Below are 17,429 nucleotides of genomic sequence, written 5' to 3'. Positions count from 1 at the left end.
TTAGAATTGCCCTGTGTTTTCGTTGTCCGGGACATCAGTCAATGTCCATGTGAATGATGTTTTATAAACTTCTGCCAGCTTTGTTGTGGAACCTGGAACCTCTAGCGAAATGCTTTCACTTTTTGTCTGGTCTGTTCCAAAAGCATAAACATACGTGCCGGCCCCCTCACCATTTCCAGCACTCACCACTTGCTCAGCTGCACCAGTACCATCTGGCGTGAGGCTGAATGTATCTTTCAATTGGGATGGCTTTGGTGAAGTAGATATTGTATTGATTTGAGCTTGTTTAAATGTTATTTTTGCGCCTGATAGCTCGTGGCCCGATGTTGAAACAAATTGTCCATTTTGTTTTACTTGAAGGGACCAACCCGTTTCTGTTCCTCGGTTATCCGTGACTTGAACATAGTTCGGTCCCTCTGATCCTCCAGTAAACGCTTGAGCTTTTGCATAATACACTTCATTTTTAGTCGAAATTTTATTTTCTCCGAAATGAAGAGAGGACGCATAATCAATACTCAAAGGCCCAGCTGTCCCTGAGTTTGGTCCATTGGGATTGGTCGGATCAGTTGGTGTCACTGGATTCTCTGGATCTGGGTTGCTTGGATTCACAGGCGGCGTGACATCTTGATTTGGTACGAAATTGACCATCGCATTAGAATCATATGTTTGAACTTCCGCAAAAACTGGGTGGCTATTCAGTAGGATTCCACTGAATATAGCCACTGTGATGACAACAAATCTATTTTTTTTCATCTTTTATTCATTTCCTGGAACATCAGATAATGTCCAAGTAAGTTCCGTTTTATATTTCACTGCATCCTTTGGTGTTTTCCCAGGAACAGTCAGTGTGACAGCTTTATTTTTTTGTAAGCTTTCTCCGTTCACATCTACTGTCTCAACGGTTCCAAAACGATCAACCCATGTTCCTGCACCTGCTCCAGCTTTCGCAGTCATGACGTTAGATACTGCTCCACTTGGGTCAAGAGTAATGTCTGAAGTAGTCGGTTCTGCCATAGCTTCTGCGTTACTTACTGCTTGCCCCGATACCAGCTTAATTTCAGCACCAGTGAGCTCCTTGTTCTGTGTCGCATCATTTGAGAGCTGCCCTTCCTGCTTAACTGTTAAAGTCCAGCCTGCGTTACTTCCACGCTGGTCTGAAATTTGAACATAGTTTGGGACACTTCTGCCATCTTCTAACTCTTGAGCATTTGCAAAATAAGTTTCATCTTTATTTGTGATTTTATTTTTTCCAAAGTCTAAGCTAGATGCGAAATCTATACTCAGTGGTCCTGCCGTCCCTGGATTAGGGCCATTAGGATTCGTCCGATCGACCGGCTTTACTGGATTGTTTGGATCTGGATTCGTTGGATCGATTGGGGATGTAGGCTCTGGGTTAGCCACAAACTCTACAACACCGTTTGATTTGTATTCACTACCGTCGGCGGCAAGAGCTGTTGTTGTACCAGTTGTAAATAATAAAAGTGCTGCTGTGATCGAACTAGCTTTCAAATATTTCATGTTCATTTCTCCCTTTTTGTTTTGATACTTTGAAAATGATTAAAAATACGATCGAGATAAAGATGAATCCCCATCCAACGACGAGATAAATAGACTCTGTTTTGTCTCCCGCTCTTGGTAATACTGGATTGGCTTGATGATCTTGATTAGCTCCATTGGCCTGATTATCTTGATTGGATCGATTGCTCTGAGGTGCTTTCTCTTCCTCCTGAACCGTTTGGTTGTGTTGATCTTTAGACTGATTCTTTCCATTTTCCGGTTCATATGTCCCGTAAAAATCCACTTGTCCATTTGATTTATAATTTTGATCTGCTGCATAAATGGTCGGAGAACTCAACACAAATGCAAAGCACACAATAAATATGACAATAACGAATCTATTTCTAAATAATAACCATCTATTATCCATTTCCCGGAACATCCTGTAATGTCCATTCGATGATTCCACTATAATTCGTACTTCGTGCTTCACCGGCTTTAACGTCAAGTAAAAGTCCTTCCTTGACTCCTTCCCATTCAGACGAGATATTCAGTGGGTTATGATCCACACTCTTGTGCCGATAAATGATCACATCACTCGCACCTAATACTTGGTCTTGTCCCGCTTGTCGATAAACTAGTGCACTTGGCAAAGTATCTCCATTACTGCTTTGTAACGTTTTCATCATTCGAGCTGTCACTTGCCACTCTGATTTCACTTTTCTTGTGTCCTGTACAATTAAATCATCATCTTGATGTACAAGAGGATATCTTTCATTCTTTGGCGATATTTTTAATTGTTCACCAAAAGAGAGCATTTTAGGAGCTGATACGAAATCTAATATCCCCAATATTTCACCCCCTGGATTCTCCACTTCATTTGATTCGACTGTGATTGTTTTCAATTCTTTCTCTGGATCAATTGGTCCGGGTGTAAATTCAGCTTCTTGCGGTATTTCTCCTGTAGCAGAAGCTTTATTTTTAATCGTCTTCTCTACTGCGCTATCGTTCACCTTTGCTTGAAACACCACATTTATTTCTTCTTGTGATGATAGATTGCCAAGCTTGATTTGAAGCTTTTTCGTTCCTTCATCATATGAAAACTGAGAGGAATCAATCGCTTCTCCATTTATCTGGACGGAAGATGGAATGAAATCAATTCCATTATTCAACACATCTTCTAATATCACTTTTTCCCATTTTGTTTGAACAGCTGCTGATTTGTTGTTCTTCACATTTAATGAATAAGTAAGGATAGAACCAACCCTTGTCACTTGATTCTCATTATTGACAGATACAGACTTGGTGACAGTGTTTTCATCTGGCAGAACATCCTTCACCTGAAAGCTGGCTGCTTTTTTAAATGTTGTATCATGATATTTCAAGTCTTCTGCCGGATTGATATTGCCCTGACTGCTGTTCGTAGACGGCGGGTTTTTGATATTTGCTGCTTCTCCCGCTTCATCTGTTAAAAATACATGGACAACATCATTCTTCTGTAAATAGGCCGGTAAATCGAACTGCCATTCTCCTTGGTCGTTTACCTTAGCGCTGCCTTTGATGGAAGAACCGTTTACCTTGATCGTTACGAAAGCCCCAGGTTCACCATTCGTTCCAGAAATTTGTTTTGTTGTATTCGTTATATCGGTGGCATTCGTGATGACAGCCGGATTTGGCGGCGTCACATCAACGACTGTTGTTTTTGATACCTTCAGATCATCTGATTGACTCAGTCGTGCTTGTGGTGAGGAGGGATCTTCCTTTCCACGCCATGCACTGATCACTTCAACCTGATCACCTGCATTTAACAGCTGCTGATCTGGAAGCTCAATTTTAAATAAGCCTGCCCGCTCTGCATCTCCATAAACGCTTAGCATATTTTCACTTCCATAGGTTTTACCAATCAGCTGCTGCTTTGTACCATCAGCTTTCGTCACTTCCACTTTGACATATGCTTCATTTGTCCAAGCATCACGACTAGCTGAATTTTCAACTGGTACAGTGACATGACCATAGATGGAATGATCTGCATTTGTTGGTACCCTTAGCTCATCAACGATCGCCCTAGCATTATTCCCACTCATTCGAGAATAGAGAGTCGCCCCATTTACACCATAAGAACTAGATAACGTATTAAATTCATTTGGTATATTAGTAGTGACAATTGTCGAGAAATTCGTACCACCTAATTGATAATTAAAGTTTGACCAATGCCTTGATGGATCCCCATCCAAATTACTGCCTTTTGGCCATACAGCAAGATCTGAATTTGTTGATGTAAAGCTTGAGCTGCTATTAAGCTGAAAAATAGCCCCGCCGCCACTTCGATTATTTCTAAAATCATAGAATTTTGGTTCATCTACCTTGATTGTCGCCAGTCCAGCATTAAATATGCCATTATTAATACCGCTTGTTCTTCCTTCTGCGATGAAAGTCGTTCCTCGGCCGGCTTCAATGCTGCCTCTGTAATTTTCCATATCAATAGCAGGACCATTTTCCGCTTGAATATTCATGATAGAGTCTTCATCTTGAAGGTCAAAGATGGCATCATTTCCAGCGGTGAATAGGATGCCTTGATTTGCTGCATCGCTTCCTCCATTTTCAGGTGTGCCATTACCATTATTTTTAATACTGACCTTTCCACCGCTCCTCACAATAAATTTGTTATGATCGCCGTACATTCGAACTGCCGGCGCATTACCACCAGTTTTATTGATATTGATTTCGGCATGATCAGTTACATTAAAGGTCATATTACCTGACAACCGAAACCTTAATGTAGCACCTAAATCATTGGCATTGGCGTCAGAACGTAAGTTTAACTTTGAGTTACCACTGACATTAAAAACGCCGCCACTACTATTCATTAACATTGCAGATGTCCGTTTACTGTGTACATTGATTTCGGCATGATCTGTGATATTTATGACAGCACCATCACCAACCAATGAAATAAGTGCCCCGTCATCTCCAATTCGGTTTGAATTTCCTTCTACTTTTAGCAAGGTGTTTTGACCCGTTACATTTAAATCTGTTTTGGCGTTCATCTGCATAGCCACATCATCTTCGCTATATAAGGAAACTTGTGATCCTTCACTGATTTGGACAGTAGAACCATCAATACCGGTGTAATACAACACATTTGAACCACTTGCATTCAAAATGGCTCCATTCTTTATAATGAAATGCTTTGCAATAAACGCTGTATGTGTTGTGTTATAGGTGTTTTGCCCGCCATCAAATTGGATTGTCCCCTGCGGAAGATCGGCCAGTCCTGAAGTCGATCCATCTATACTTTCAACGTTTTGAAAAACAACCTTCCAGCCGGCACCATTGCCAATAATCGATGATGTCAAAATAGGAGTCAATCCTGTTTTTTTGACCTTTACATTTTTCATTGTGAATGTAGCATCTGATACTTGTCCTAAAGTCAAAGCACTTAGTGTCCCAAAATCAATCGTATGACCATTGCCGTTAATTGTAATGTCCCTTCTGTAAGTGCCTAAGCTGATCCCAAAACCTTTGGAAATACTTTGGCTAAGCGATATCACATTTACAGCTGGATCATCAAGAGCTTGTATAAATTCACTCCAGCTTGAAACAATCGTTCCTGCATCCTCTGATTGTGTCGAGAACGCTTTAAGCGATGAGTTTTGCACCATTTGTTGTTTAATTGGTGCCAGCTTTGTTTCCTCATTTATTTTGAGTTCAGCTGTCTCTTGTTTTAACACGGTCTCTTCTTTTTTCTTCTCGGCATTAATCACCAAAGGGGGTGATTGATACATTGTATTTTCTATTACTGCTTCAGCCGTTAAGCTGTAGGTTGAGACTTTACTCAATTTAAAAGCCATGAAGACTTTCCCTATGGCTTTCTCTTCTCCTTCACCTTCTAAGGAGGAAATTGTCACTGTAGAAGAAGAAGCGTCCCAAGTAAATAGGACATGTTCATTCCTTTTATCCTCTTTCATTTGTTGAAGTGAAATAGATAAACCATCAGGTATTTTCACTTGAATCTTTTGATAAATTGGATTGAGAATGTCCAATTTTGTATCAAATGAATCCCCTTCATTCAGCTGAACTGAATCACTCCCCCATGTAAGGCCCCCTTTTATGGAATCTTCTTCAACAGCTGCTGCTGCGGGTATTAACTTCTGGGCGAATATCATGATGATGATCATCATTAAAATGCTGATAGCCTTACTTTTATTCACTCCATCCTCTCCTTTGTATTCTCAAAAGTGCCGCCTTCCAATCTAAGTCTTTTGACGCTTAATCTTAGAAAAGTTTATTACCTAGCACCTTTCATTTATCATAGTTTAATTTTGTTTGTTCACTATTTTTTATTTTTCAAATTTGCATGCAAAATTCTATACAATTTTATATAATAAATCAGCATTTCTTCTTCATTGCCTACACATCAGACAAAAAAGAGCGATTTCGCTCGTCATTTTTGTAAATAATTGTTGTTTTCGTTTTAAAAATTGCTGTACTCTTTGTATTTTTTAAAACAAATTTGAAGTGATAAAACAATACAATAATTCAAATTTCAATTCTTATTTTGATGGAATTCGTTGGAGGGGCTTCATTTAAATGAAATTAATAGATACTAAGTCTAAGAGAATGATTAGCATTTTAAAACTACTCGTTTCCCAAAACAAATGGTGGACGATTCAAGAATTTGTCGATTTAGAAATTGGATCCTTCCGTGCCATACAACATGACCTGGAAATCATGAAAAGTTATCAAACTGAGGATTATGAGCCGCTTTTACAATTCAAATTAAGAAAAGGGATAAATATTAGCTTTTCTCATCGGCTTCGAGTTGATTACTACATAAAAAAGATTTTGCTTGAAAATACAATCATTCAATTAGTGATTGGCATTATTTTTGAACCACCAAAGTCGTTTGGAGATTGGTTGAATGATTTAAATGTTAGCCGCTCTACTTTATATTCAACGATTAAAAAAATTAATGAAGAATTAAAAGAGTATGATATAGAGTTAAGGTCCGATACAATGCAATTTCATGGAAATGAAAAAGAAATTCGCCGTTTTTACGTCGAATTCTCCTTTGAAATTTATGGAAATGATTATTGGCCATTTTTACATATCGAAAAACAATCTGTCTCCGCTTTTCTTTCAAAACTTTGTGAACTCTTTCATATCAACTTACCAGAAATATCAATAAACAAATATTATTTTTGGATTGCCGTCCTGCTTCAACGTTTGAAAGATAATAAAACGATTCCTCCTAAAATTAATTCAATTCGTTTAGAACCAGTTTCAGCCGAATTTAAAAAATCATTTGACAATCTTGAGAATTGGTACAGTATTTTACAAGAAGAATCCTTTAAACAATTTAAAATAACGATTCCTCATTCGGAATTAACTTATTTTTTAATTGTGCTTCCAGTAGTAGGGAACTTCAAATCCAATTACTCTATTCAAGAAAAGACCAATTTATTGAAATTGTTTTTTTCCGATCTTTATAATAGAATTCAATGTTTTATCCAACAATTAGATAACTTTTATTCACAAAAAATTGGAAATCGTCAAGAACTCGCTGTTATTTTAGTGCAATTTTACTTAAAAACGAAGGATTTAAAAGGAACTAGTGATTTCATATTTAAAAAAACTAATAAATATCTTGAACATATTCAACGGCATCTCCCCTATTTTTATGAACGAATGACTTATGTAATTCAGCAATTGCATTCAGACGATCTGTTAGCTTCTTTTGTAAACAATCAAGAGGAACTCATATGTCTTATTACTTCTAATTGGAGGGGACTCATGTCATTAGAATTACAGAAAAAGTGTCCTATCAATGTGTATATCATCTCCACTTTAGGTTATAATCACACGTTGTTTATTGGAGAGATCATGAGAGATCACATTCCTCACCACTTTCAAATCATTACGAGTAACATCCAATCAGTAGATAAACAGTTCTTATCTGAGCAAAAAATTGATTTGATTATCACCGATATCGAATTACCTAAAGAGGTTCATTTACCGATCATAAAGATCGATTCTTTTCCTACACATACAGAACTTGAATCGATTCATCATCTCTTAGTTAACATGAGTCCATCATGATATGGTCATCACTTATACAACTTGATACATTTGAAAAGCCTTTATATTGATAAAAATAAAACGAAGCAGTATATTCACTGCTTCGTTTTATTTAAATATCTTCATTTCCAGTGTGTTACTTTCAACCGTGGTTTTTGTTTATCAAAATCTTTAAAACTAGAGGTCTTCCAATAGAATCACTTCGCCGCTCACTGCATCAACGCCATAATGGCAATCAAGCTTGCCGCATAAAACATATCGTTTTTGCACATCGTCATAGACATAGATGGTTGTAAGTTCGAGGCGTTCTCTCAATTTTTCAAAGGCTTCTTTCTGAGATATGGTGATTTCACTAGCTGTTTGAGATGGATTGAGTATCCCGCACACTTGAAACATCTCTTTTTTATCTATGTAATTAATGGCTTCAAAAGTGCTGGCATCAATGAAGACTTTGATCTTATCCATAAATCCACAGCCTTCTTGCTCATTCGTTTTTAATATCGCTTGGATGTAGCCATGATCACGGTGGAGTGTTTTTAGCACCCACTTCCCTGTATCCTTTGAATAGTTTTGCGCCAAAAAGGTTCGAACCGCTTTTATACACTCATCCTGCTCTTCTTTTGAGATCGGGAATGTATCTGATGAAGGCTCCAGTGAGAAGGCTTGTTCAGCAGTAATGACCTCGTTTATATCAATTTCCTTTTTTTCAAAGGCTTTGTTTAACGGTTCATTCCACTCCATGACCTGGTGCATGTGTATACTATTCGTTTCTTCACGCCCAATTTCAAACGGTATCGTTCCTGTTTCATCGTTTTTTACATAGATTTCTTCTAACGCATAAATCGGGCGGATTCGATTCTGCTCAAAGGCAGGCCAATCAAACCGCTGCACTTGCTGCTTGGCTAAATTCTCGATCCTATTAATAGAGAGCACATATTCATCAGCTCTTAATAGTTTCTTTGCCATAAATGGCCCTCGATGTATAAAGTGAATGAGCTGCCCATGTTCATCCCATTTCACTTCGATTCTGCCTGAAGGTGTCACTTTCACACCATCTATTGCTTCTTCCAAAAAAAGCTCCCCTTTTTCCTTCTGATGCATATGAAAATGCTCGCCATAGATCAATCCTGTTTCTTGTTCAATCCACTGAATGGCATGAGCTGGATATGGTCTCTTAAATGTGACACCATTCTTCGCGAAGGTTTTGTCCATGACAAAAATGACCGTTTCAACCTGGCCTGTATTCAAATTCACCTCAATCACGGCTGTTCCCTCTGGGTTTAGATCATCTTCCTCGGGTTCAGCTTCATGAGAGGGAAACCATTCCATATTCAATGTATAAACCGTTTCATTGAACATATTGACGTAGCGATAAAAACTGTGTCTTTTTAGATAGTAAAGATCTAAACCAAATTTCGTCTTTGTCTGATCGATCAATTGTTGAATGTTTGCATTCATTTGTTTCACCTCAAAATTAAGTTTTATGGAAGAACAAAGATAACGATAAAACCGAATATGATGATCGCAGACAAAAGACCTAAAACCAATCCCATCATATTTGATTCCTTTGTATAACCTTGTAATTCTTGTTCTTCAGTAGATCGATCAATTTTTCTAAAGCGAAAAAGCATGCTTATATTTAAAATGGCTAGAACCATCAAAAACAAGAAAATGATCAATGCAGGCTCGACGTCGCTGAATGTATTATCTACATTTTGAAAAGTGAATGATTGAATAAACATAATGCCACTCAATACGACTTTCCAAACATTATCTAACCATTTTTCTTTCTCCCACTCTTTCCCTAATTTCTTTTTTTCATAAATAGCTACCTGCTCTAAAATAGGTATGAAAGACTTCGTTGTTCCTTTTCTGATAAAGCCTAAAATGCCTTGGAGAAGAATTAATAATCCTAAACAAAAAAGGAAATGTGTAAGTTGAATTTTAAAGATTTGAATCAACATAAAAAAAACGATAATCATAAGACCGACTAATAAATTAGAGACAGCTATTTGTTTTGTCCTCATCTTTTTCAGTGCAGCTTGTTCCATGTAATACTCCTCTCCGTTTTAAATGTTTCTGTTGAACGCTCTATCTTTACTACGGTTTTAACGAAAAAATGTTTCAATATTTTCCCTTTCTACTGTCAATTCGGCTTTTTTCGCAAATGAAAAGACACCCATCATTCAATGAACGTCTTTTCCTTCTTTATAAAATCATCACATCATATTTGAGCAGCCGATCTGTCTTTTATTTGCTCAGCTGCCATGTGTTTAAAGTCCTCAATCGACAGATGCTTTGACGTCTTTGCTCCGTGCTGTCTGATATTTAGTGTGTTGTCTTGCATTTCTGTATCGCCGATGACCGCGATATAAGGGATTTTTTGCATTTGTGCTTCTCTCATTTTATAGCCAAGTTTTTCATCCCGCTCATCGATTGTGGCTCTTATTCCGATACTTCTTAATTGCTGCTGCACCTCTAAGCAGTGATCAAGATGTACAGTTGAAACAGGGATAATTTGTACTTGTACTGGTGCTAGCCATAATGGGAAAGCGCCCGCAAAATGCTCGATGAGAATGCCTAGGAAACGATCTAGAGAACCAAAAATGGCACTGTGAATCACAACTGGCCGTACCTTTTCATTTTTTTCGTTAATATATGTTAAATCAAATTTCTCAGGCATTTGGAAATCCAGCTGAATTGTGGCGCACTGATGGCTTCGCTGTAAGGCATCTTTGATATGAAAATCGATCTTTGGACCATAAAATGCCCCATCTCCTTCGTTTAGCTGGTAGTCAACCTTTAGACGATCAAGGACATTTTTTAGCGCTGTTTCGGATATATCCCAAATGGCATCATCCCCTAAGGCTTTTTCTGGACGAGTGGATAGCTCGACGGAATACTCAAACCCAAATGTCCGATACACATGATCAACTAATTGAAAAATCCGTTTGATTTCAGCTTCGATTTGATCTTCTCTTAAAAAAATATGGGCATCATCTTGGCAAAATGTTCTGACCCTGAACAATCCATTTAACGCTCCGCTAAATTCATGACGATGCACCTGACCAAACTCAGCCATTCTGATCGGAAGGTCTCTATATGAATATAAGCTGTTTTTGAACATCAGCATATGCCCTGGACAATTCATCGGTTTTAAAGCAAAGCTTGTATGATCTACCTCTGAGAAATACATATTTTCATGATAATGATCCCAGTGCCCTGACTTTTCCCAAAGCTCTTGGTTCATCATAAACGGTGTACTCACTTCTTCGTATTGCGCTTTGCCTCGCACTTCTCTTGAAAAGGCCATTAATTCATTTCTGACAATCTGACCTTTTGGTAAATAAAACGGCATACCTGGCGCTTCTTCTGAAAACATAAAGAGGGATAACTGTTTCCCTAATTTCCGGTGATCACGTTTATTTGCTTCTTCCATGAAATGAAGATAATCAGCGAGATGATTTGGATGTTGAAACGCCACACCGTACACTCGCTGCAAGACATCCTGATGACTATCTCCCCGCCAATAAGCCCCTGCAACACGTGTTAGTTTAAATGACTTTACGTACCCAGTAGAAGGTACATGCGGTCCGCGGCACAAGTCGATAAATTCTCCTTGCTGATAAACTGTGATGGCTTCTTGAGAGGGTAAATCTTTTAAAATATCCAGCTTATATGGATCATGTGCAAACAGCGCTTCAGCTTCTTTGTAAGAGACCTCCTTTCTTTGGATGGGATGATTCTCATTTATGATGTTTTTCATCTCTTTTTCAATTTCCGCCAAATCCTCTACGCTTAATGTTTGATTGAGCTTCATATCATAGTAAAATCCATTTTCAATGACAGGACCGATCCCCAGAGTGACATTGTCATATAACCTTTTCACAGCCTGGGCTAATACGTGTGCAGATGTATGGCGCATCACTTCAAGCCCTTCTTTTGAATCAAGTGTGACAATAGACAACCGAGCATCGCTGTATAGCTTTTCACTTAAATCAACCATTTGATCATTGATTTTACCCGCCACTGCTTTTTTTCTTAAGCTCAGACTAATATGGGAGGCAACATCTGCGACAGTCGTACCTGCGGGAAACTCCTTTATCTTTCCATCGGGAAATTGAATCTTCACCATGTTTTCTCTCATACCTGACACACCTTTCATATTTTTTGAAATAAAAAAACACACCCATCCCGCGTAAAGGGACGAATGTGATATCCGTGGTTCCACCCAAATTCCCATAATGCGTATTCGCTTTATGGCTCTGGTGCCGTAACGTGGCATTGACGGTATTGGATACTGCGATTTTCCCCAATACAGCTCAAAGGTGGTAAGACAGCTTTTCTGCGTTAGGAAGATTTCAGCGTCACTTCCCTCTCTGGTAACCGTAAAAGCTGCTCATGTCCTTTTCAAAGCAATGATCCTATATGAGTGTACAAAAAAACACACCCATCCCTCATAGAGGGACGAATGTGTAATTCGTGGTTCCACCCAAATTCCCATAAGCGCATTCGCTTTATGGCTCTGGTGCCGTAACGTGGCGTAGACGATATTGGATACTATCATTTCCCCAATACAGCTCAAAGGTGGTAAGACAATTTTTCTGTGTTAGGAAGATTTCAGCGTCACTTCCCTCTCTGGTAACCAGTAAAAATGGCTCATGTCCTTTTCTTCGCTTTTAATTTCTCCATATCTTACATGATGATGATGGATTGTGTAAAGCTTTATTTTGTGCAGTGATAACGTAATTCATTCTTTAAATGACATTTTGAGTGATTTTACTTAGGCTATAATCAATTTGTATTAAATACTCAATTAGCATCCTAATTTGGATAGTAATCTTGAGCCAACCTTAATTCCCTTAGATTTCTCAATCCTGATAATACGTGTATAGCTGTGATATTTCTATATCAATTCCGCCTTTAAGTAGTCTATCTCTCCTACTGTGAAATAGCTTATCTAATATTTCTTTCTTGTCCTCAAATCGTCCATAATGGATTTTCTTATGACAGACTAAACAAATTGAAACAATATTAGCATGGATGTCTAAACTATGATCAAATTGATCCTGATATTGCATTGGTATCAAATGGTGAGCCTCTACATAATTCTCTCCATTAAACTTAGAAATAAAGTGCTTATGCTGATTATCAAACTCACATAAATAATGTGCATCAGCTACAGCCCCAACTGCATATTTAGGATTTCTACTCCATACCTTTCTATTTTTCACTAACCTATGTTTAGGCTTATCATTTGGTTTATCCTCAATATCAGCTCTGCTGACATCAGCAGGATTTCCTATTAGGTACTTTTCAAACTGCTGCTCCTCTTTGAACAGCTCTGCCTGTAACTCAGAATCATAATAATACTCAATGTATTTTTTTAAATGCTTTAAAGCTACACTATACATCCTGTGTCCTTTTTCATTTTTCTTTTTAAACTCAGAATTACTAAGAATTTCATCAATAAAGGCAGCATCAGTTAAATTAAATAAATTAATACTCTGTAATCCATAGTCTTCTAATTCTGAGGATATTGTGCCGATCGCTTTAGAGTATCTTCCAATAGAGTATGGTTTTATATTTGCATAAGTTTTCAACCATTCAGCAAAAGTATCTTGATTCATCAATGGTACTACTCACTCTCTCTGTATATTGTTTTCTTTATAGATAGATATTATTTCTAGTGTTAGTCAGAAGAATTAATATGCTCTATTGAATTATGTATTACAAAAGCAATATTTGACTCAAACAAAACGAAATTTGTACCATTCTGAAGAATAGTACTTCTGAATAATAAACCTGCAAATCTCTAAGAATTTCTCCAGAATCATTTAGATAAAAATCCCTCAAAAAAGGAAATTGAGTTCATGTTCTTTTTCACAAATTCCCCTTCACAATCGTTCTCTTGGCTTTTTTAACAATTCTGCTAGTCGCTTTTGTATCAGAATCCTTTGACCACTGTTCACACAGGTTTCTTACCCAATTCGGCTGTGTTTTACTAGCGTCATTCAGCCAGTTTCCTACAGAATCTTGAACATATGTTGATGGATCAGATTTGAGGTGATCTAGTATAGGCAGTGCCCTCTCTGGTTCCTGTTTTAATAACTCAATATGCTTTGTCCATACACCTCTTGGACGGATCGATTCTACAGAGAACCGGCGAATATTTTCATCCTCGCTTTTTGCCCATTCTGTTAAATATTCTATACTTTGATCGAGCTGATGACTTAGACTTTCTCTCACTGACATCCAAGCAATTTCGCGAACACCAAAATGATGATCAGCTGCAAATGGCTGAATGTACGCTAGTTTCTCTTCCAAAGAGGATGAATGCTGCTTGTTCATATAAGCAGCCCAGCAGCGAACGCTATCAGATATGTGACGACTGCATGCCTGTATGACTTCCACTCGTTTTTCCTCATTTTCTTCCTGCAGCACTTCATCTAACAAATGACCTATGAGACGAATTGCTTTCATGCCTGACTCAGATTTTTGTTTGGCAACTTCAGATGAAACATAGTCCAAATGATCGTCTAAGCCAAGGGACAGCAAGACATGCTGTAATAGCGTCATATGATTGACCGCCAGCCATTCAGTTAAATTTACACTCTCTATCTCCCCTTGATTCAAAAGGATCAAGACGTTATGAGGAATGTCACTCCCTTTTCGAGCGCCTTTCCGATTGATGATCTCCTCACTTATTGGCATGATGTATCTCTCCTGTCTAGCAGTACTTTTTCGGCATTCATTTTTGGAGTAATTTGTTATTAACCTTTAAAAACCTTTGGATATTTACTCCTATTGTAGCAAATAAACTTCCTTAACTGGTGCATTCTTCAAATCAAAAAAAGGAACTACCCGAAATAAGTAGTTCCCTCAATAAAAAACTGAATATGTTACCCTCCTTGCTCCATCACCTTCAAACTCCTCTGCTGAGAGATTCGGTCAAACGCCACCATCAAGATGGTCATGAGTAAAGCAAGAAGAACCGTTCCTGCACTGATCCAGCTTAGGTGCAGTATAGATGTCCTGCTCAATACAAGACCTCCTAACCCCGAGCCTAAAGCAAATCCGAATTGAATAAATGATGTATTGACACTTAATGCGATATCAGGAGATTTGGGTACAAGTGTGACGAGATACAGCTGCTGAGCTGGCGATGTGCTCCATGTAGCAATCATCCATATCATGATAACCGCCACCATGACCACGAGATCCCCTGTCACAAATGCCAGCAGCATCAGCATGATGATTTGTAGAATAATTCCGGAGAAAATCGTGAATATTGGGCCTTTTTTATCTGCTGCAACCCCTCCAAGGCTGGAGCCCAAAAAGCTGCATATTCCCGCTAGTAACAAAATGCCGCTGATTTCTGTGATGCTAAGGTTAGCTGATTCTTGCAGGAAGGGCGTTAAATAGGTAAATAAGGTGGAGTATCCTCCTACATAGAACAGCGTCACTGCCACTGCCAGCAAAATTCTCTTATCTTTTAATATCGATAATTGCATACCTAGCGTCACCGGTTCTTGTTCTTTCATAGAAGGGATGCGCCTATACACAACTATCAGCGGAATGAGCGTGATCAATCCAATGGCTGCAAATAATGCTTTCCATCCAATCATGCTGCTGAGAAATGTCCCGATGGGCACACCTAAAACCAAGGAACTGCTTAATCCCATTAAAATGATGCCAATCGCTGTTCCTCTTTTTTCTCGTTCGACAAGACGAGTGGCCACAGCCATTGCCACCACAATAGCCGTTCCCCCACTAATTCCTTGTAAAACCCTAGTCATCAGCACCATTTCAAACGAATGGCTCACACTTGTGATGATATTACTTAAAATAAAAATGATCAGCATCCATGATAATATTTTTCTGCGGTCGATATTGATGGTCAGTGCAATGACAATCGGCGCGCCAATTGCTGCTGAGAGCGCTAATGATGTGACCAATAAACCAGCAGCTGACGTCGTGACCTGTAAATCATCTGCGACCATTTGAATAATTCCTGTAATGATATATTCGATCGTTCCAATTAAAAAGGCTGCTAATGCAAGTAAATAGACAACGGCTTTATTTTTCATAGTCGCTTTTCTCCTTTGGACAATGTAGACGATTTATTCTTGAATGGGAATTTGAATTTCAATGAGTCTGCCTTCTTCATTTTCAGACAACGGGTAATAAATCTCTCGGCCCGGCTGATCTTCTTTCACGTGGTATCCGTTATGTTCGATCCATGTCGCCAGGTCAACACAAGCAGATTGCGCAAATGGAGAATCTGAATGAAATAAGAGCGTCGCCATGGTTTCTTCAGCTGGTAACGTACGCATCGTGATACCCTGAGGCAGAGAGCCCCTTAACACTTTCGCGGAATACCCAACCTCAAATTCGAACTCACTTTCTTTAGCAGGTGATTCCCTCCACAGCACGATTTGTGGCTCAGAGTTCAATTCTTGCTGATGTTTATGTAACAAATGATGAAACGTTTGAAAGAATGTTGGAATTTCCTCAACAGTTCCGTTGGATTGAAAAGACATGATGCGTTTACTTTCAACCGATTTGATGATGACCTCCTGCTCTTTTTCCACACACCCCTCTCGTTTGATGAGGTGCATCCGTTCCTTAATACGCGCTAATTTCTGTTGTTCTCTTTCAATCAATTGCTGAATCTCACTCTCTTTCAAGAGAAACATGCCCTGAATCTGCTCTACCGAAATATCTTCACGAAGAAGCTGACCCATTTGCTTTAACGTAAAGCCCAATTCTTTATACAGAAAAATTCGATTGACCTCAAGCAGCTGCTCAGCTGAATAATACCGATATCCCGAATCTTGATCGATCTGCTTAGGCTTTAATAAATCAATTTGGTCATAATACCTTAAGGTTTTGACAGGCACTTTACTTAACATAGAAAAATCACCGATTTTGAACATCCTGCATCTCCTCCGTTTTGTTGATCTGATCAAAGTATAAACCTTTCAGTAAAGGGGAAAGTCAACAGAAGAATTTAGAATACAATTTATTGCATATAAAAAGCCCTATTTCAAATAGGGCTCGTTGTTTGATGAACTTTATTTATCCTCAAGAATATGTTTAGCCGCTTCTAGTGCAGAAGCTGCTTTAGGCCATCCGATATAAAAACTAAGATGAGTGATGACTTCAATCAATTCGTTCTTCGTGACACCATTTTCTTTGGCAAGATGTAAATGATATTCCAGCTGATTCAGGCTGCCCGTACTTACTAAGGCTGAGACCGTAATCATACTGCGATCTCTAAGAGAAAGTTCCTCTCTCCTCCACAAATCTCCAAAGAGAACTTTTTCTGAGTACTCAACAAATGCTGGGGCAAAATCTCCGAGAGTGAATTTTACAGTTGGCTTGATTGGCTGATGCATAGTTATTTCCCCTTCCATTCGTTCTGTTACTTGATCATCTGCGCAAGTCCTTCTCCAAAGGACCAATTTTCCAAGCCTGTCTCAATCAGCATAATGAATACATTTTCTTTCGGGATATGAAGCTGGCAATACAACTGGTCAGCTACTTCCTTATATAAAGACTGCTTCTGCTCCTCGGTTCTTCCTGCACCACATGTAATTTGGATATATAAAAGACGATGATCTCTTTCATGACGAAGAAGATAATGGGAATCATAAAAAAATTCTTCTTTCTTATGTGAACTGAATACCTGAAAGTAGTCTTTTTTAGGAACTTGAAATTCTTTCATCAGAGCCTTCATGATCGTTTGGCTAATAGAAGCTAAGCTTTCAGTATCGTACGCATTTTCCATATAGCTGATTTTTACAAATGGCATGAATGTCATCTCCCTTTTTCTGTCTCACTTCATTTTA

14 protein-coding genes and 2 other annotated features are annotated in these 17,429 nt (G+C 38.5%); of the genes, 1 reads left to right on the top strand and 13 read right to left on the bottom strand.

Annotated elements, in window-relative coordinates; genetic code table 11:
- The 4 genes from ACLGGR_RS17820 to ACLGGR_RS17805 are packed head-to-tail and all read right to left on the bottom strand — an operon-like array spanning position 1 to position 5,708.
- On the bottom strand, positions 1-753 hold the full coding sequence (locus ACLGGR_RS17820) for a WxL domain-containing protein (protein ID WP_142946323.1): 753 nt from the start codon (positions 751-753) through the stop codon (positions 1-3).
- A gap of 3 nt (positions 754-756) precedes the next feature.
- Positions 757-1,518 (bottom strand): WxL domain-containing protein, encoded by a 762-nt coding sequence (locus ACLGGR_RS17815; protein WP_410973618.1) that lies wholly within the window; start codon positions 1,516-1,518, stop codon positions 757-759.
- Positions 1,499-1,927 carry an EF2685/EF0750 family sortase-dependent surface protein gene (locus tag ACLGGR_RS17810; protein WP_410973617.1) on the bottom strand — a complete coding sequence of 143 codons (429 nt, stop codon included), beginning with the start codon at positions 1,925-1,927 and terminating at the stop codon, positions 1,499-1,501. Before ACLGGR_RS17810 ends, ACLGGR_RS17815 begins: the two co-directional genes overlap by 20 nt.
- Positions 1,920-5,708: a pectate lyase-like adhesive domain-containing protein gene (locus ACLGGR_RS17805; RefSeq protein WP_410973616.1), complete on the bottom strand. Its 3,789-nt coding sequence runs from the start codon at positions 5,706-5,708 to the stop codon at positions 1,920-1,922. The genes ACLGGR_RS17810 and ACLGGR_RS17805 overlap by 8 nt, the downstream gene beginning before the upstream one ends.
- Before the next feature lie 379 nt (positions 5,709-6,087).
- On the opposite strand from ACLGGR_RS17805, the gene ACLGGR_RS17800 reads away from it, so the two are divergent.
- Positions 6,088-7,596, top strand: coding sequence for an AcpB/EbpR/MafR family transcriptional regulator (locus ACLGGR_RS17800; RefSeq protein WP_410973615.1), 1,509 nt, complete (start codon positions 6,088-6,090; stop codon positions 7,594-7,596).
- Between the two features lie 156 nt (positions 7,597-7,752).
- On the opposite strand, the gene ACLGGR_RS17795 is transcribed toward ACLGGR_RS17800, so the two are convergent.
- The 9 genes from ACLGGR_RS17795 to ACLGGR_RS17755 form a co-directional block, all read right to left on the bottom strand.
- Complete coding sequence (locus ACLGGR_RS17795; protein WP_410973614.1) at positions 7,753-9,033, bottom strand: hypothetical protein; 1,281 nt, start codon at positions 9,031-9,033, stop codon at positions 7,753-7,755.
- Positions 9,034-9,056: 23 nt separating this feature from the next.
- Complete coding sequence (locus ACLGGR_RS17790; protein WP_264316056.1) at positions 9,057-9,626, bottom strand: hypothetical protein; 570 nt, start codon at positions 9,624-9,626, stop codon at positions 9,057-9,059.
- Positions 9,627-9,799: 173 nt separating this feature from the next.
- Positions 9,800-11,722: a threonine--tRNA ligase gene (thrS, locus tag ACLGGR_RS17785; protein WP_410973613.1), complete on the bottom strand. Its 1,923-nt coding sequence runs from the start codon at positions 11,720-11,722 to the stop codon at positions 9,800-9,802.
- Between the two features lie 52 nt (positions 11,723-11,774).
- Positions 11,775-11,998, bottom strand: a binding site (T-box leader).
- Between the two features lie 37 nt (positions 11,999-12,035).
- Positions 12,036-12,258 (bottom strand) — a binding site (T-box leader).
- A 188-nt stretch (positions 12,259-12,446) separates the two neighbouring features.
- A complete protein-coding gene (locus ACLGGR_RS17780) occupies positions 12,447-13,205 on the bottom strand; it encodes an HNH endonuclease (RefSeq protein WP_410973612.1) in 759 nt (252 codons plus the stop codon).
- A gap of 253 nt (positions 13,206-13,458) precedes the next feature.
- Complete coding sequence (locus tag ACLGGR_RS17775; RefSeq protein ID WP_410973611.1) at positions 13,459-14,289, bottom strand: DNA alkylation repair protein; 831 nt, start codon at positions 14,287-14,289, stop codon at positions 13,459-13,461.
- A gap of 188 nt (positions 14,290-14,477) precedes the next feature.
- Complete coding sequence (locus ACLGGR_RS17770; protein WP_410973610.1) at positions 14,478-15,665, bottom strand: MFS transporter; 1,188 nt, start codon at positions 15,663-15,665, stop codon at positions 14,478-14,480.
- Positions 15,666-15,698: 33 nt separating this feature from the next.
- Positions 15,699-16,514, bottom strand: a complete 816-nt coding sequence (locus tag ACLGGR_RS17765) for a MerR family transcriptional regulator (RefSeq protein ID WP_410973609.1) — start codon at positions 16,512-16,514, stop codon at positions 15,699-15,701.
- A 138-nt stretch (positions 16,515-16,652) separates the two neighbouring features.
- Positions 16,653-16,976, bottom strand: a complete 324-nt coding sequence (locus tag ACLGGR_RS17760) for a carboxymuconolactone decarboxylase family protein (protein ID WP_075622573.1) — start codon at positions 16,974-16,976, stop codon at positions 16,653-16,655.
- 26 nt (positions 16,977-17,002) lie between these two features.
- The gene (locus ACLGGR_RS17755) at positions 17,003-17,392 is read right to left on the bottom strand and encodes a tautomerase family protein (RefSeq protein ID WP_410973608.1); all 390 of its coding nucleotides are present in this window, start codon (positions 17,390-17,392) and stop codon (positions 17,003-17,005) included.
- Positions 17,393-17,429: the final 37 nt, after the last annotated feature.

Source organism: Bacillus sp. BD48 (assembly GCF_046566805.1).
GTDB lineage: Bacteria > Bacillota > Bacilli > Bacillales > Bacillaceae > Bacillus > Bacillus safensis.
The sequence above is the reverse complement of the archived record's forward strand: the minus strand, read 5'-3'. Positions and strand labels throughout refer to the sequence as shown.

What these genes read in the sequence shown, in the direction of transcription:
- ACLGGR_RS17820 (WP_142946323.1), bottom strand. Translation starts at nt 753, where the DNA reads ATGAAAAAAAATAGATTTGTTGTCATCACAGTGGCTATATTCAGTGGA.
- ACLGGR_RS17815 (WP_410973618.1), bottom strand. Translation starts at nt 1,518, where the DNA reads ATGAAATATTTGAAAGCTAGTTCGATCACAGCAGCACTTTTATTATTT.
- ACLGGR_RS17810 (WP_410973617.1), bottom strand. Translation starts at nt 1,927, where the DNA reads ATGGATAATAGATGGTTATTATTTAGAAATAGATTCGTTATTGTCATA.
- ACLGGR_RS17800 (WP_410973615.1), top strand. Translation starts at nt 6,088, where the DNA reads ATGAAATTAATAGATACTAAGTCTAAGAGAATGATTAGCATTTTAAAA.
- ACLGGR_RS17795 (WP_410973614.1), bottom strand. Translation starts at nt 9,033, where the DNA reads ATGAATGCAAACATTCAACAATTGATCGATCAGACAAAGACGAAATTT.
- ACLGGR_RS17790 (WP_264316056.1), bottom strand. Translation starts at nt 9,626, where the DNA reads ATGGAACAAGCTGCACTGAAAAAGATGAGGACAAAACAAATAGCTGTC.
- thrS (WP_410973613.1), bottom strand. Translation starts at nt 11,722, where the DNA reads ATGAGAGAAAACATGGTGAAGATTCAATTTCCCGATGGAAAGATAAAG.
- ACLGGR_RS17780 (WP_410973612.1), bottom strand. Translation starts at nt 13,205, where the DNA reads ATGAATCAAGATACTTTTGCTGAATGGTTGAAAACTTATGCAAATATA.
- ACLGGR_RS17775 (WP_410973611.1), bottom strand. Translation starts at nt 14,289, where the DNA reads ATGCCAATAAGTGAGGAGATCATCAATCGGAAAGGCGCTCGAAAAGGG.
- ACLGGR_RS17770 (WP_410973610.1), bottom strand. Translation starts at nt 15,665, where the DNA reads ATGAAAAATAAAGCCGTTGTCTATTTACTTGCATTAGCAGCCTTTTTA.
- ACLGGR_RS17765 (WP_410973609.1), bottom strand. Translation starts at nt 16,514, where the DNA reads ATGTTCAAAATCGGTGATTTTTCTATGTTAAGTAAAGTGCCTGTCAAA.
- ACLGGR_RS17760 (WP_075622573.1), bottom strand. Translation starts at nt 16,976, where the DNA reads ATGCATCAGCCAATCAAGCCAACTGTAAAATTCACTCTCGGAGATTTT.
- ACLGGR_RS17755 (WP_410973608.1), bottom strand. Translation starts at nt 17,392, where the DNA reads ATGCCATTTGTAAAAATCAGCTATATGGAAAATGCGTACGATACTGAA.